Source organism: Cedecea lapagei, from assembly GCF_900635955.1.
Lineage (GTDB): Bacteria > Pseudomonadota > Gammaproteobacteria > Enterobacterales > Enterobacteriaceae > Cedecea > Cedecea lapagei.
Genome location: NZ_LR134201.1, coordinates 2,154,061 through 2,168,899 on the forward strand (window position 1 = coordinate 2,154,061; position 14,839 = coordinate 2,168,899).

At 56.2% G+C, this 14,839-nt stretch carries 12 protein-coding genes and 1 pseudogene; 9 read left to right on the plus strand and 4 right to left on the minus strand.

The features are described 5' to 3' along the window. Positions 1-39: 39 nt before the first annotated feature. A complete protein-coding gene (locus EL098_RS10555; protein ID WP_126356173.1) occupies positions 40-573 on the minus strand; it encodes an RES family NAD+ phosphorylase in 534 nt (177 codons plus the stop codon). A 185-nt stretch (positions 574-758) separates the two neighbouring features. On the opposite strand from EL098_RS10555, the gene EL098_RS23665 reads away from it, so the two are divergent. Together EL098_RS23665 and dbpA are read left to right on the plus strand one after the other, a co-directional pair. Continuing rightward, the gene (locus EL098_RS23665) at positions 759-884 is read left to right on the plus strand and encodes a hypothetical protein (RefSeq protein ID WP_096754190.1); all 126 of its coding nucleotides are present in this window, start codon (positions 759-761) and stop codon (positions 882-884) included. Between the two features lie 177 nt (positions 885-1,061). Next, a complete protein-coding gene (dbpA, locus tag EL098_RS10560; RefSeq protein ID WP_126356174.1) occupies positions 1,062-2,435 on the plus strand; it encodes an ATP-dependent RNA helicase DbpA in 1,374 nt (457 codons plus the stop codon). 58 nt (positions 2,436-2,493) lie between these two features. Here the strand turns inward: dbpA and nifJ are convergent, their stop codons facing one another. Further along, a complete protein-coding gene (gene nifJ, locus EL098_RS10565; RefSeq protein ID WP_126356175.1) occupies positions 2,494-6,021 on the minus strand; it encodes a pyruvate:ferredoxin (flavodoxin) oxidoreductase in 3,528 nt (1,175 codons plus the stop codon). A gap of 245 nt (positions 6,022-6,266) precedes the next feature. On the opposite strand from nifJ, the gene EL098_RS10570 reads away from it, so the two are divergent. Beyond that, entirely contained in the window at positions 6,267-6,575 is a 309-nt protein-coding gene (locus EL098_RS10570) for a cupin domain-containing protein (protein WP_126356176.1), read from the plus strand. A gap of 154 nt (positions 6,576-6,729) precedes the next feature. Continuing rightward, the gene (locus tag EL098_RS10575; protein ID WP_126356177.1) at positions 6,730-6,996 is read left to right on the plus strand and encodes a putative hemolysin; all 267 of its coding nucleotides are present in this window, start codon (positions 6,730-6,732) and stop codon (positions 6,994-6,996) included. Position 6,997: 1 nt separating this feature from the next. Here EL098_RS10575 and hslJ read toward each other — a convergent pair whose 3' ends face one another. Both hslJ and EL098_RS10585 read right to left on the minus strand, forming a co-directional pair. Then, positions 6,998-7,429, minus strand: coding sequence for a heat shock protein HslJ (gene hslJ, locus EL098_RS10580; RefSeq protein ID WP_126356178.1), 432 nt, complete (start codon positions 7,427-7,429; stop codon positions 6,998-7,000). Positions 7,430-7,551: 122 nt separating this feature from the next. Continuing rightward, positions 7,552-8,541 (minus strand): 2-hydroxyacid dehydrogenase, encoded by a 990-nt coding sequence (locus EL098_RS10585; RefSeq protein ID WP_126356179.1) that lies wholly within the window; start codon positions 8,539-8,541, stop codon positions 7,552-7,554. 211 nt (positions 8,542-8,752) lie between these two features. Here EL098_RS10585 and EL098_RS10590 point away from each other — a divergent pair, with 211 nt between their 5' ends. The 5 genes and pseudogenes from EL098_RS10590 to EL098_RS23795 form a co-directional block, all read left to right on the plus strand. Beyond that, complete coding sequence (locus tag EL098_RS10590; RefSeq protein WP_126356180.1) at positions 8,753-11,398, plus strand: YdbH family protein; 2,646 nt, start codon at positions 8,753-8,755, stop codon at positions 11,396-11,398. Beyond that, complete coding sequence (locus EL098_RS10595) at positions 11,395-11,586, plus strand: YnbE family lipoprotein (RefSeq protein ID WP_126356181.1); 192 nt, start codon at positions 11,395-11,397, stop codon at positions 11,584-11,586. The genes EL098_RS10590 and EL098_RS10595 overlap by 4 nt, the downstream gene beginning before the upstream one ends. Before the next feature lie 14 nt (positions 11,587-11,600). After that, positions 11,601-11,924: a YdbL family protein gene (locus tag EL098_RS10600; RefSeq protein WP_126356182.1), complete on the plus strand. Its 324-nt coding sequence runs from the start codon at positions 11,601-11,603 to the stop codon at positions 11,922-11,924. 865 nt (positions 11,925-12,789) lie between these two features. After that, positions 12,790-14,133 (plus strand): TolC family outer membrane protein, encoded by a 1,344-nt coding sequence (locus EL098_RS10605; RefSeq protein WP_126356183.1) that lies wholly within the window; start codon positions 12,790-12,792, stop codon positions 14,131-14,133. 135 nt (positions 14,134-14,268) lie between these two features. Next, positions 14,269-14,817: pseudogene (locus EL098_RS23795) on the plus strand (BapA/Bap/LapF family prefix-like domain-containing protein); the annotation flags it as partial. Between the last annotated feature and the right edge of the window lie 22 nt (positions 14,818-14,839).

Below are 14,839 nucleotides of genomic sequence, written 5' to 3' on the forward strand. Positions count from 1 at the left end.
TGGGGCGTTTAATCAGTATTCACTGTGGTAGTGCTGGCCTTAGGGTATTTTTATGCGCACGTCTAACGGAACGGGTACCGCCTCACCGCACACAGTGACTCGTGGCCCGCCAAGATCGTTCCAGCGAAACAAATTCAGGTGCCAGCCGTCCGGAATACTTCGGGAGCGGTCGATAATGCCATCGGCATTGGAAATGCGTGCCTGGTCGGCAGTTTGCCACGAGGGCGGCTCGCTATTGTTCTGCAACGCGCTGAGCCAGGAGTGGTTAGACAGGTCGCGGTTAATGCCCAGTGCCTGGCACGAAGGCTCATCCCGCTGGTCGAGCACCAGCGCGCCCTCAACGTAGAGCGGTACAATGACCCGCGGTTTGCCATCCTCGCGCATATAGGCGGCTACCGCGCGCATTGCCCATTCGCTAACCGGGCTCATATAAAGAATCGTTTGGCCAGGCCGATGATAACGTCCAGGGGTATCCGGTCGGCACCGCGACAGCACGCTGCTGAGGAACTCGGTTGGTACGGCACGGAAAAAGAAGCCGGTGACTTTTTTGAAATATAGAGGGTTATCAGACACAATGGCATCCGGTTTGCTCAGAAAATTTGCAACCCCATTTAACCTGAAAGTTGTGACAGAATTACCATCGCAGAGTCCCGGAGCGTTTGCCGTGGTCGAAGAACAGGCAGCATAGTTACCCTGCTGAACTTTTTTTAACCCGCCCTGTCAATATCACAGCAAGAACGACTGGAGAGTGTGACAAAGTGAAAGGATTTTTAACGGCACTAATACTGATTGCCAGCTTTCTGATCGGCTGTGCGATGTACTATAAAGTGGGCTGCTGGTTTGAAGATGACATCATCAATTTTTATGCCGGCGACGAGGGGTAAGGGCAGGGTAACAACGCAAAATATCAGCCTTCCTCCCGGCATTTCTCAGGCGACGTTGCCAACCTGCCGCTGTTTTTAGACTGAAGCTCACACGCCGTCAAACTGATAAACTCACGCCTGAATCACGCGAATCTGCTAGCATACGCGCCTGCCCGTTTTTATTAAGAGATAACCATTGTGACCGCTTTTTCCGCACTGAACGCTTTACCTGAAGCACAACTCGCCAACCTTAGCGAACTGGGGTATCACGAAATGACGCCCGTTCAGGAAGCGGCACTGCCCGCCATTCTGGCCGGAAAAGATGTCCGTGCGCAGGCAAAAACCGGCAGCGGCAAAACGGCCGCGTTCGGACTAGGCCTGCTGCAGCATATTGACGCCAGCCAGTTTTTAACCCAGTCGCTGGTGCTCTGCCCGACGCGCGAGCTGGCCGACCAGGTTGCTAAAGAGCTGCGCCGTCTGGCCCGTTATATGCCGAATATCAAAATTTTGACCCTGTGCGGCGGCCAGCCGTTTGGCGTGCAGCGCGACTCGCTGCAGCATGCGCCGCACATTATCGTCGCCACGCCAGGCCGCCTGCTGGACCACCTGAAAAAAGAGACGGTGAAGCTGGATGCCCTGCAAACGCTGGTGCTGGATGAAGCCGACCGTATGCTGGATATGGGCTTTGCCGACGCGATTGACGAGGTTATTGCCCACGCGCCGGTAAAACGGCAGACGCTGCTTTTCTCCGCCACATGGCCAGCCGCCATTGCCGCCATCAGCGGCCGGATCCAGCGCGATCCGCAAACTATCGAGATCGACACCGTTGATGAGCTACCGTCCGTTGAGCAGCAGTTCTATGAAGTCTCGCGCGGCGGCAAAATTGGCCTGCTGCTGACGCTGCTTAGCAAACACCAGCCCGCTTCCTGCGTGGTCTTCTGCAATACCAAAAAAGATTGTCAGGCGGTTTGTGACGCGCTGAACGAGCGTAATCAAAGCGCGTTAGCGCTGCACGGTGATATGGAGCAGCGAGACCGCGACCAGACGCTGGTGCGTTTTGCCAACGGCAGCAGCCGTGTGCTGGTGGCAACAGACGTTGCGGCGCGTGGTTTGGATATCAAAGCGCTGGAAATGGTCATTAACTACGAGCTGTCGTGGGATCCGGAAGTTCACGTCCACCGTATTGGCCGTACCGCACGTGCGGGACAAAGCGGGCTGGCTATCAGCTTCTGTGCGCCGGAAGAGGCGCAGCGCGCCAGCGTGCTGGCGGAAATGCTGAATCTTTCGCTGAAGTGGCAGCCGGTGCCGTCCGGCGGAAGCGTGAAGCCGCTGGAGGCAGAAATGGCCACGCTCTGCATCGACGGCGGTAAGAAAGCCAAAATGCGTCCGGGCGATATTCTGGGCGCGTTGACGGGAGATATGGGGCTGGAAGGCGCGGACATCGGCAAAATTGACGTCCACCCAATTCATGTCTACGTCGCTGTGCGCCAGTCGGTGGCGCGTCACGCGTGGAAGCAGCTGCAGCAAGGGAAAATTAAAGGCAAGTCGGTGAAGGTTCGCCTGCTGAAGTAAACGAACTTCCCCCTCATCATGCCCCTCTCCCTTTTCAGGGAGAGGGGCATTCACCCGATTACTCGCTAACCTTCTCCGCCTTCCCCGCAAGCTGCGCCAGGAAATCATACCGCTTCTGCAAATCAGCGGCGGCGTCTTTCCAGAGCTGCTCGGCGACCTCCGGCTGCTGGGCGTTCAGGCGGCGGAAACGCTGCTCCTTCATTAACGTATCGGCCAGCGCATCGGACGGTGGACGCGAGTCCAGCGCCAGCGGCAGCTTGCCTTCGTCCGCACGGCGCGGGTCGAAGCGGTAGAGCGGCCAGAAGCCGGTGGCGGTCAGCTGCCGCATCTGATCGTGGCTCAGCGCCAGATCGTAACCGTGCTCTTCGCAAGGGCTGTAGGCGATGATCAGGGACGGGCCAGGATAGGCTTCGGCCTCCTGAATCGCCTTCATCGTCTGGTTAAGCTGCGCCCCCAGCGAAATCTGCGCGACATACACATGGCCGTACATCATCATGCTGACGCCGAGGTCTTTACGCGCTTTGCGCTTGCCGTGTTCGCCAAATTTAGTGACGGCGCCCAGCGGTGTCGCTTTAGAGGCCTGCCCCCCGGTGTTGGAGTAACACTGCGTATCCAGCACCAGAATATTGACGTTCTCCGTCAGGCTCAGCACGTGATCCAAACCGCCGAAGCCAATGTCGTAGGCCCAGCCGTCGCCGCCAATCAGCCAGATTGATTTCTCTACCAGCGCGTCGGCGTCGGTAACCAGCTGGCGCGCGTCAGGATCGTCTACGTTGGCCAGATGTTTACGCAGCTCGGCAACCTGTTCGCGGCGAACCTCCGGCGTGGCTTCGGCGTGAAGCTGCTCATTAAGCTCCGCCGGGAGCTGATCGGCAAACTGCCCCAGCAGACGCATAACGCGAGCGCGATGCTGATCCACCGTCAGGCGGAAGCCCAGCCCGAACTCGGCGTTATCCTCAAACAGCGAGTTCGCCCACGCAGGCCCGCGACCGTTAGCATCGGTGGTGTACGGCGTGGAGGGCAGGTTACCGCCGTAGATTGACGAACAGCCGGTGGCGTTAGCGATAAGCATGCGGTCGCCGAACAGCTGGGTCAGGATTTTAATGTATGGCGTTTCACCGCAGCCGGAACAGGCACCGGAGTACTCAAACAGCGGCGTTAACAGCTGCGAGGTGCGAATGTCGATTCGTTCGAGGCTTGAACGGTCGATTTCCGGCAGCGCGAGGAAGAAGTCATAGTTCTCTTTCTCCTCTTCAACATGCTCAAGGCGCGACAGCATATTGATGGCTTTGATTTCCGGGTTCTGTCGATCTTTCGCCGGACAAACCTCCACGCACAGGTTACAGCCGGTGCAGTCTTCCGGTGCCACCTGCAGCACATATTTCTGGCCGCGCATATCGCGGGACTTCACGTCCAGAGACTGCAGGGCTTCCGGTGCGCCCTCCATTGCCTCAGGCTGAACCACTTTGGCGCGAATGGCCGAGTGTGGGCAAGCTGCAACGCAGTGGTTGCACTGGGTACAGATGTCCGGCTTCCAGATAGGAATTTCTTCGGCAATGTTGCGTTTTTCCCACTGCGTTGTGCCCATCGGCCAGGTGCCGTCGGGCGGCAGGGCGGAAACCGGCAGGGCATCGCCCAGGCCGGCGAGCATCGCGGCGGTAACGGTTTTGACAAAATCCGGCGCGGCATCGGACACCACCGGAGGGCGCATAGCACTTTCCGGGTTGACCGTCTGCAGCGGTACTTCGGCAAGGGAATCACGGGCCAGCGCCAGCGCCTGCCAGTTACGCTCGACGATTTCCGTCCCTTTGCTGCTGTAGCTTTTGGCAATCGCACCCTGCAGCTCAGCCAGCGCCGTATCGCCCGGCAGGATCTGCGTCAGGTGGAAGAACGCCATCTGCATAACCGTGTTGATGCGGGCGCCAAGATGGCATTCGCGGGCGATCTTCGCCGCGTTGATAACATAGAGACGAGCCTGCCTCTGGTTCAGCACCGCCTGAACTTCCTGCGGCAGGCGGCTCCAGACTTCGTCGGCGGCGTAAGGCGTGTTCAGCAGGAAAATACCGCCGGGCTTCAGGCGCTCGGCCATCTGGTATTTGTCAATAAACTGCAGCTGGTGGCAGCCGACGAAATCGGCTTTCTCAATCAGATAGGTTGAGTTGATAGGCTGCTCGCTCACGCGCAGGTGAGAAACCGTCAGGCCGCCGGCCTTTTTGGAGTCATAAACGAAATAGCCCTGGGTAAACCACGGCGTGGAGTTACCGATGATCTTGATGTTATTTTTGGTGGCCGAAACGCTGCCGTCGCTGCCCAGACCATAAAACAGCGCTTCCAGTTTGGCGCGGTTTGGCAGGGAGTTTTCCGGTAACGGCAGTGACAGGTTGGTCACATCGTCGTAAATGCCCACGGTGAAGCGCGGGCGCGGTTTGGCTTCGCTCAGCTCGTTAAAGATGGCCAACACGCATTCCGGCCCAAACTCTTTTGACGACAGCCCGTAGCGGCCTCCGATGACGCGCGGCAGCGTTTCGCGCTCACCGTGGCTCACGGCTTCGGCAAGCGCGGTCATCACGTCGAGATACAGCGGCTCGGCAAGGGCTCCCGGCTCTTTTGTGCGGTCAAGTACAGCAACCTGGCGCGCGGTTTGCGGCAGAACGGCAAGCAGATGTTCGGCGGAGAAGGGACGGAACAGGCGAACTTTCAGCACGCCGACTTTCTCGCCGCGGGTCAGAAGCTCATCAACGACCTCTTCACAAGTCCCGACGGCGGAGCCCATCACGATAATCACGCGTTCGGCTTCGGGATGGCCGTAATACTCAAACGGCCGGTAGCTGCGCCCCGTGGTGGCCGCAAAGTCGTTCATCGCCTGCTCGACGTGAGCATAAACAGCGTTGTACCACGGGTTGGTGGCTTCGCGAGACTGGAAATAGGTATCCGGGTTAGCCGAGGTCCCGCGAATCACCGGGTGTTCCGGGTTCAGGGCGCGGGCGCGATGCTCGTCGATCTCTTTTTGCGGCAGCAGGCTGCGAATTGTATCGTCTGCCAGCGGCACGATTTTGTTAATTTCGTGCGAGGTGCGGAAGCCGTCGAAGAAGTGAATAAACGGCACGCGGCTTTTCAGCGTCGCGATGTGCGAAATCAGCGCGAAATCTTGTGCTTCTTGTACGCTGCTGGCGCACAGCATGGCGCAGCCGGTCTGACGCACGGCCATCACGTCCGAGTGGTCGCCAAAAATGGAAAGCGCATGGGTTGCCACAGTACGTGCGGCGACGTGGAGAACAAAAGGCGTGAGCTGACCTGCAAGCTTATACAGCGTCGGGATCATCAGCAGCAAACCCTGCGACGAGGTAAACGACGTGGAAAGCGCGCCGGTTTGTAGCGCCCCGTGCACAGCACCAATTGCGCCAGCCTCCGACTGCATCTCGACGACGCGAGGCGTATCACCCCAGACGTTTTTTCTGCCGTCGCCGGACCAGGCATCCGCCTGTTCCGCCATCGTCGAACTGGGGGTAATAGGATAGATGGCAATTACTTCGCTGGCACGAAACGCCACGGAGGCGACTGCACCGTTGCCGTCGATAGTGATCATAAGACACCCTTACATTGCGCAAAATAAAGGGACCCGCCTGCCTGCCTTGAGTCCCGTAATAACCCCCAATTATAGTACGTCCATCTATCTGCTTGAAGTTGCTGAGTCTCAGAGTGCACAAATTGATCCAGGTATCGCGTGAAGCGTGGGTGAAATCTGTTATCTGAATATCTTATGGTGATTAAGAATTTGTAACGCCTGCCAGATGCGGTATGGATAACGCTTTCTCAGAAAAAGGCGACAAAATGTCTACAGGATCGTTAACCGCGTTTGCCGAAGCTTTACCGGATGTCTGGCGCTCACGGCTGCTTGGGCAGGTCGGGCAGGCGAATATCAAGCTGATTAAAATGGGCGGCGAGGGGATACCTGATGAGTCCCATAGCGGGTTTGAGGAGCTACTTGTGGTAATTGAGGGGCAAATGACGCTGGTGGTGAACGGGACCACCTTCTCGCTGGAGGCCGGGGAGTATTACCTGGTTCCTAAAGAGGCGGTGCATCGTGTGCTGCCCGGCAGCCACGGCACGCTGCTGCTCATCGACGCAGAGCCGTATTGAGACGAGGAGATGGTCAGAAAATTCTGATGTTTTGGTTTGAAAAGTGATCGAATCCACATAAAGCAACACACTTTATTGCTTTATGCTCTCGACGCAGCGGGAACCATGCGCCATTATGCAAAGGTTTTGCATAATCTGACGGGAGAGAGAAGCCATGCGCGCTGCGTTTTTAGCCGGTTGTGCCGCACTGTTATTATCAGCATGCAGTAATGAACCCCCTCAACAGGCCACTGCGGCCCACGTGCCACCCGGTCTCAGGGCGGCGATGTCAAGCCAGGGCGAAGCGAACTGTGCGATGATTGGCGGAACGATGAGCGTTGCGCGCCAGCTGGACGGCAGCGCGATTGGCATGTGTGCGATGCCAAACGGCAAACGTTGTAGCGAGAACTCGCTTGCCGCTGGCACCTGTGGCAGCTACTGATTCAGTTAACCAGATCGGCCAGTTTGTACGTCAGCGTGTGCTGGCCGCTTTTCAGCACCAGCCGCTGGTTTGCCAGGGAAACTTTGGCGCCGGCGGTCATCATTTCATTAATACGGTGATCCAGCTCGTTAAGCTGCGGCTCAACGCAAAGCATCATCGTCATGCCCATGCCTTTCGCCTTTAGGGTGTCACCCTCAAGGATTCCCTGACCCATAAAGCGGTTACACATCGCACCGGAAATATGCAGGTTCTCACCGAAGCTCAGCTCAGGTGCGCGCTGGCTGTTTTTAACGTCCAGAGGCTTGCCGTCAACGCTCTCCAGCACAAAGCGGTGGTGCTGCAAATCTTGTGCGGTCACGGATCCTTTCTCCGCCGGTTGGGCGCAGCCCGCCAGAACAGCGCTCGCCAGCATCAGTGAAGCAAACTTTTTCATCTCTTCTCCCTAAGGTTTCTGTGTCATCAATGAAAGCGCGCCACTTTCTCAGGATGGCGCGCATGAATCAGTAAGGATATTCTTAAACTCACGTCTCTTGTTGTGACAAAAGGCGTAATCAATCAGTTAAGTTGGTTCGGACAGGGTTCACCTTTTTCCAGCTGACGCAGGTTCTCAAGCGTGGTCTCAGAAATGCTGATTAACGCCTCCGCCGTCAGAAATGCCTGGTGGCCGGTAAACAGCACGTTATGGCAGGCGGAAAGGCGACGGAACACGTCGTCCTGAATCACGTCATTAGACTTATCTTCAAAGAACAGATCGCGTTCGTTCTCATAGACGTCCATGCCCAGTGCGCCGATTTTCTGATGTTTCAGGGCATCAATCGCGGCCTGAGAATCAATCAGTCCACCGCGGCTGGTGTTGATCACCATCACGCCGTCTTTCATTTGATCAAAGGCGCTTTGGTTCAGCAGGTGGTAGTTTTCAGGCGTCAACGGGCAGTGGAGGGAAATAATGTCGGACTGCGCGAACAGCGTTTCGAGATCGACATACTCGACGCCTAAATCCAGCGCCGCAGCGCTTGGGTACGGATCAAAGGCCAGCAGGCGCAGGCCAAACCCTTTCAGTATCCGCAGCGCAGCAATGCCGATTTTACCGGTGCCGATGACGCCGGCGGTTTTGCCGTGCATGGTAAACCCCGTTAACCCTTCAAGAGAGAAGTTAGCGTCGCGGGTACGCTGGTAGGCACGATGAATACGGCGATTAAGGCACATCATCATCCCTATTGCGTGTTCAGCAACGGCCTCCGGCGAGTAGGCTGGAACGCGAACGACAGGCAGGCCAAGCTCTTTTGCGGCGTCTAAATCTACGTTATTAAAGCCAGCGCAGCGCAGCGCGATAAATTTAACGCCATGTTTTTTTAGCTCTTCAAGCACCGGGCGACTACCCTCATCGTTAACGAAAATACAGACGCCGTCACAGCCGTTGGCGGTTTTGGCCGTTTTCTCGCTCAGCAGGAAGTCAAAAAATTCAAGATCAAAGCCATACTCCTTGTTAACCTGCTCCAGATACTTTTTGTCGTACTGTTTTGTGCTATAAACCGCAAGTTTCATAAGACTTATCTCCAGAAAGGGTTGGTTCCAAAACTATCATGCTTAAAATAATCATACAATTTATAAACGGAAATTTTAACGGCAGGTGACTATTTCGCTTTTGGACAGGCTATGCTTAAGGCGGCTGCTCTCTTCACGCCCGGCCTTAATCGTGCCAGAATAATGACATATTTCGGCTTAAATTGTCGCTGAATCAGGATATTAACCACCCATGAAGGGTAAATACAAAGCCGCTCTCGCCCTGCTGCTGGCGCTTATTCTACTGCCGCTGTCGCTGCTGCTCACGGTGGCCCACTGGCTGCCGACGATCGCCGGCATCTGGCTACCGCAGGGCACCCGCATCGCACTGGAGGCCAGCCCACGCCTGCACAACGGCGCGATTGTGATCCCCGATCTTCGCTATCTCGCCGGAGAGTGCGAGCTCGCGAGCTTAAAGGATGCGACCATCAGCCATCCGAGCCGCTGGCGCCTGCATCTCGCGGCGCTGAATCTGAACCCCGACTGCATCAGTAAAATCCCGGCAGAAGACTCCGCCCCCGCCGCACCGCGCACCCTTGAAGAATGGCAGAAAATGCTGCCGAACACCTGGCTAACTATCGATCAGCTGAATGTGACACCGTGGCTGCAATATGCCGGTGCGCTGCATCTCTCGCTCACGCCGCAGCGGCAACAGCTGGATTATCAGGGCAAACTGATCTCGCTTTCCGCCACGCTTAAAGGGCAAAGCCTGCAGGTCAACCAGCTGAAAGTCGGCGCATTTGAAGGACTTCCCCCGCTGGAGCTGGTCGGCGATTTAACGCTTCCGCTGGTACCCGATGGTCTGCCGACGGACGGCCAGGTTGCGACGCAGCTGCAAATTCCGCAGGAGCCGGACAGGCTGAATGTTGCCCTTAACTGGCATAAGAGTGCGGGAGTGTTAACGGTGAAAAAAACGGCAGGCGACGATGCGCCGCTGCTGAACATTCCCTGGCGCCTGAGCGAAAAGGTTTTTGAGATTGAAGCCGGGCAGTGGCGCTGGCCGTATGAAGGCTTCCCGCTGGGAGGCGGTTTGACGCTGAAGGTTGATAACTGGCAGCAGGGGCTGGACAACGCGGTATTTACCGGGCGTATGAATGTCCTGACCCAGGGGGCCGCCGGGAAAGGCAATGCCGTGTTAACTATTGGCCCCGGTAAACTCAGTATGACGGACAGCGCTCTGCCGCTGCAGCTCACCGGTGAGGCGAAGCAGGACCAGCTGATTTTTTACGCGGTGCTGCCTGGGGAGTTGACTGGCGCGTTGACCGACCCCGCACTGCTGTTCCAGCCCGGAGCGCTATTGCGTTCTCGCGGGCGGCTCATTGAAACGCTCAATGTAGATGATGTGCGCTGGCCGCTGGCGGGCGTACGCGTTTCCAGTAAAGGCGTGGACGGCAGACTGCAGGCCATATTACGTGCCCATGATAAGGAAATGGGCGTCGTTGAGCTTCATCTTGACGGCAAGGCGAACGACTTTCTGCCTGACGCCGGGCTCTGGCAGTGGCGCTACTGGGGCAAAGGTACCTTCAGGCCGATGCAGGCCAAATGGGACGTGCGTGGTTTTGGCGAGTGGCGGGATAGCGTCATTGAGTTGAGTTCACTCTCAACCGGCTTCGACAAGCTTCAGTACGGCTCGATGCTGATGTCTGAACCTCGCCTGGTGCTGGACAGCCCGCTGCGCTGGGATCGGGATGAGCAAAAAGAGACCTTCAGCGGCGGTTTCTCGCTCGATGCAGGCGCCACAACTTTTAGCGGGGGCAGCACCTTGCCGCCGTCGACGCTCAAGTTCAGCGTTGACGGGCAAAACCCAACCTCCTTCCTGTACAAAGGCAATCTGCATGCAGGAAAAATTGGCCCGGTGCGAGTTGTCGGCCGCTGGGATGGCGAACGCCTGCGCGGCAATGCGTGGTGGCCGAAACAAACGCTCACCGTTTTCCAGCCTTTGCTGCCCGCAGACTGGAAAATGGATCTTAAGGGCGGGGATCTTTACGCCCAGATTGCCTTCTCCGCTGCCGCCGGGCAGGGCTTTGAAGCCGGGGGGCATGGCGTGGTGAAAAGCGGTAGCGTCTGGATGCCAGACAATCAGATTAACGGCGTCGACTTCGTGCTGCCGTTCCGCTTTAGCGATTCGACCTGGCATCTTGGCACTCGTGGCCCGGTGACGTTACGCATTGCCGAAGTGCGAAACCAGATAGCGACTCAGAACATTACCGCCGACCTGGAAGGCTGGTACCCGTGGAGCGAGCAGCAGCCGCTGCTGCTGACCAACGTCAGCGCGGATGTGCTGGGGGGCAAAATATCGATGCAGCAGCTGCGGATGCCGCAGCATGACGCGGCGCTTCTGCGCCTGCAGGGGCTCTCCTCCAGCCAGCTGGTGACCGCCATTAACCCTAAACAGTTCAGCATGTCCGGGCGCTTCAACGGCGCGCTGCCGCTGTGGCTTAACCATCCGCAGTGGATAATCAAAGACGGCTGGCTGACGAATCCGGGCACAATGACCTTCCGCATGGATAAAGATATGGCGGATGCCATCGTCGACAACAACATGGCGGCGGGCGCGGCAATCAACTGGCTGCGGTATATGGAGATATCACGCTCCTGGACCCAAATCGACCTGGATAACCTCGGCGTCGTCAGGATGCGCTCAAGCGTCACCGGCATCAGCCACGTCGAGGGAAAAACCAACACCGTCAATCTCAACTATACCCATCAGGAAAACCTGTTTACCCTGTGGCGCAGTTTACGCTTTGGCGATAATTTACAAACCTGGCTGGAAGAGAACGCCGCGCTGCCGACAGCTCGCTGCGCCCAACCCGGCGAAGCCTGTGAGGAATCCAAATGAAAGACTTTACCGCCGCACTGCTGGCATCGACGGCCCTGATGCTGGCGGGCTGTACGCCGCGCATCGAGGTGGCTGCGCCCAAAGAGCCGATAACCATCAATATGAACGTCAAAATTGAGCACGAAATCCATATCAAAGTGGATAAAGACGTTGAAAGCCTGCTTAAAAACCGTAGCGATTTGTTCTGATTGGGAGAACGGCAATGAACTCTATGATTAAAGGCGTGCTGCTGGTCGGCCTGTTCTTCAGCGCGTCAGCGATGGCGCTCACCCTTAGCGAAGCCCGCGAGCAGGGGAGAGTCGGCGAAACGCTCAGCGGTTATATTGCGCCGGTTAAGCAGGATCCAGAAACGCTGGCGCTGGTGAAAAGCATCAATGAAGGCCGCGCTCAGCATTATCAGCAGCTGGCGGACACCAATAATGTCTCAATCAACGAAGTCGCACGTCTAGCGGGTCAGAAGCTGGTGGACAGGGCGCCTGCGGGAGAATATGTCCGGGGGCTGAACGGGCAGTGGATGAAGAAGTAGCCTGCATTTAGCCTGTGGCCGGCACATTTCGGCGCTTATCACGTCCCGGAATTAATTGCGGCTGATAATCTTACCGTCCCCTCCCGCGAGGGACGCTCATTGCCCGAGCTTGAGCACTAATCCTAAAAATAAATGTTGCTACCTTCAGACCGGGTTTTCCCGGTCTTTTTTTTGCATTTTTTTGTCAAGAAGGCACTATTTTCGTCATGGAATGCTTTCCTCAGGAAACTATTCCTTGGCGTGATCACCTGCCTTGTTCCCCTTATTTTGCGCAAAACTTGCAGCGATGTAACATTTATGGAAAAACAACCAAAAATGAGCAACTCGAATTTTTCCGGCATCAGGCCAGAAATCAAAATTTGACATAAATCAAAACATACTCCATAAGTTAATGAATTATATCTTTTAGATATTTTTCCAGGCGCATTCATTTATGCCATCGATTCATCACCTTGTCCTTTTTGTTTTCCTTTTTGTAACATGCGTTTAACAATAAAACATTGGTGAGGAGTATTTTTCTTTGGTAGGATTTTTCTTACAAACTCTTCGGAAAAATAACCAGGACGGTTTGCGCCACCGGTTCAAATACGTCATATTGCGTGACGCCTTTAATAAAAAGGCGGATGCAGAACCATGACTTTCATTTTTTTCGAAGAAACGAAAGTGACAGTTAACGCGCTAGCTATTATCCGTCATCAAGGTTTTACCGATCAATTTCAACCAAAAGCGAGGGCTAATTTTTTAATTAAATGCGCAGTCGTTGTTTAAAAAAATTTAAGTTAAGAAATTGTGCCTTTTTTATTTCAAAAATACAGGACGGCACCATAGCATCCAGATTATTTCGCGGATAAGGATATTGCCGTTTATGCTCCAACTATATTTCCTGCCAGCCATGATGGCCGCCGTCGTTTGTTTCGGTAGCAGCATGCAGGCTAAGGCCGCGCCGACGCCGGCCTGGGCCAATGCGCCCGGCATTGCGCAGGCGGCGACCCTGACGTTGAGCGAAAGTATTTTGTTCGCGCTGGATCGCGATCCTTCGGTCTCTCAGCAGGCGGCGCAGTTTGGTATCGGGCAGGCGCAGATTGAGCAAGCCCGGAGCGCATGGTTACCGCAGGTTTCCCTGAATGGCAGCACCGGCCATTCGCGAACAACGGACTCCAGCGGCTCGCTAAAAAACTCGGCGGCCTATGGATTAAGCCTGACTCAGCTGGTGTATGACTTTGGCAAAACTAACAGCAACATCAGCCAGCAGGAGAGCCAGCGCGAAAGTTACCGCTATCAGCTGATGGCAACGCTGACGGGCGTGGCAGAAAAAACGGCGCAAGCCTATGTCGATGTGAAGCGTAACCAGGCCCTGGTTGCGGTAACGGAAGAGAGCATCAGCGCGCTACAAGCCGTCAATACCATGGCGAAACTGCGGGCGGATGCCGGGCTAAGCTCGAGCTCTGACGTGCTGCAAACGCAAACGCGCATCGCCGCTATGCGTTCGACGCTGGAGCAGTATCAGGCTGCGCTGCAGAGCGCAAAAGCGCGTCTGGCGGTATTCACCGGCGTGAGCGCGGCGCAATACCAGCCGATGCCGGTACGGCTGGCTCTTGAGCAGGAGCCGCTCGACAATATCGACTACTCGCTGATCCCAGCCGTGCTGGCGGCTGAAGCTATGCGGGAGTCCTCAGGATATGCCGTAGATAAAGCAAAGTCGGGCCACTGGCCAACGCTAAGCCTCAAAGGTGGGCGTACGCGCTATCAGTCCAACAACAGCTCGTATTGGGATGACCAGATACAGCTGAGCGTCGATGCCCCTATCTATCAGGGCGGCGCGGTTTCAGCCCAGGTCGAGCAGGCCCAGGGTGCCCGGCGGATTGCGGCCTCTCAGGTCGAGCAGGCCAAATTTGACGTGCTGCAAAAGGCTTCCGTCGCGATGGCCGACTGGAACGGCGCCAGAGGACGCGAGACGGCGGGAAACCTGCAGCTGGAAAACGCCAGACGCGCGCGCGAGGTTTATAAAAACGAGTACAAGTTAAGCAAACGCAGCCTGAACGACTTATTGAGCATAGAGCAGGATGTGTTCCAGGCGGCGTATGCGCAAATCAATGCGGATTACGACGGCTGGCAGGCAGCGGTAAATTACGCTGCCGCCGTAGACAATTTATTGCCGCTGACTGGCGTCGAAAAAAATGCTGCGTCTAAATTACCCGATTTGAAATAAAGAGAGTCAGGGCAGTGGCTTAGCCCCGGTTAACTGAAAATATACTGATGTGAAATGGGAATGGGAATTCCCAGGGATGTCCACATCCAAAATAAGATCGTATGCCCCGTTCCGGCATATTAAAGGAGAAGTAGTATGAGTAAGATTCTTGACGTTATTTCCCGTAAAGATGCAGAGAAAACCCTGGTCACCAGCGACGGGAATCTCTCTGTTTCGCTCTCTTCACCCTCGATTATTCAGATCCACGGCAGCGCCAAAGATGTGGCGCACTACGTGCGTCAGGGCAACGATCTGCTGGTCTACATGAAGGACGGCAGCGTCATTCGCTGTAACGGCTATTTTGTAGAGGAAGAAGGGCGACCGGGGCACCACTCAGAGTTGGTGTTTGATGACGGTAAGGGACTGACGCATATTACTTTTGACGAAGCGGGCGCGGCCGTGGGAGCGCAGGGGACCGAATTAACGGCCACCGCTGTACCGATCGCCTCCCTTGAGCCGCTGATGGATGGTTCGGTGCTGGGCGACATGCCGTGGGGCTGGGTTGCCGGTGCCGTGGCTGGCGGCGTTGGCATTGGCGCACTGCTGGCGCACGGCGGCGGCAAGTCCCATACCGAAGTCATCGACAACACCAAAGAAGTGGAAAGCGCGCGCCCCACCTTCACGGTCACCGACAATAAAGGCGACAGCAAAGGGCTGCTCAGCAGCA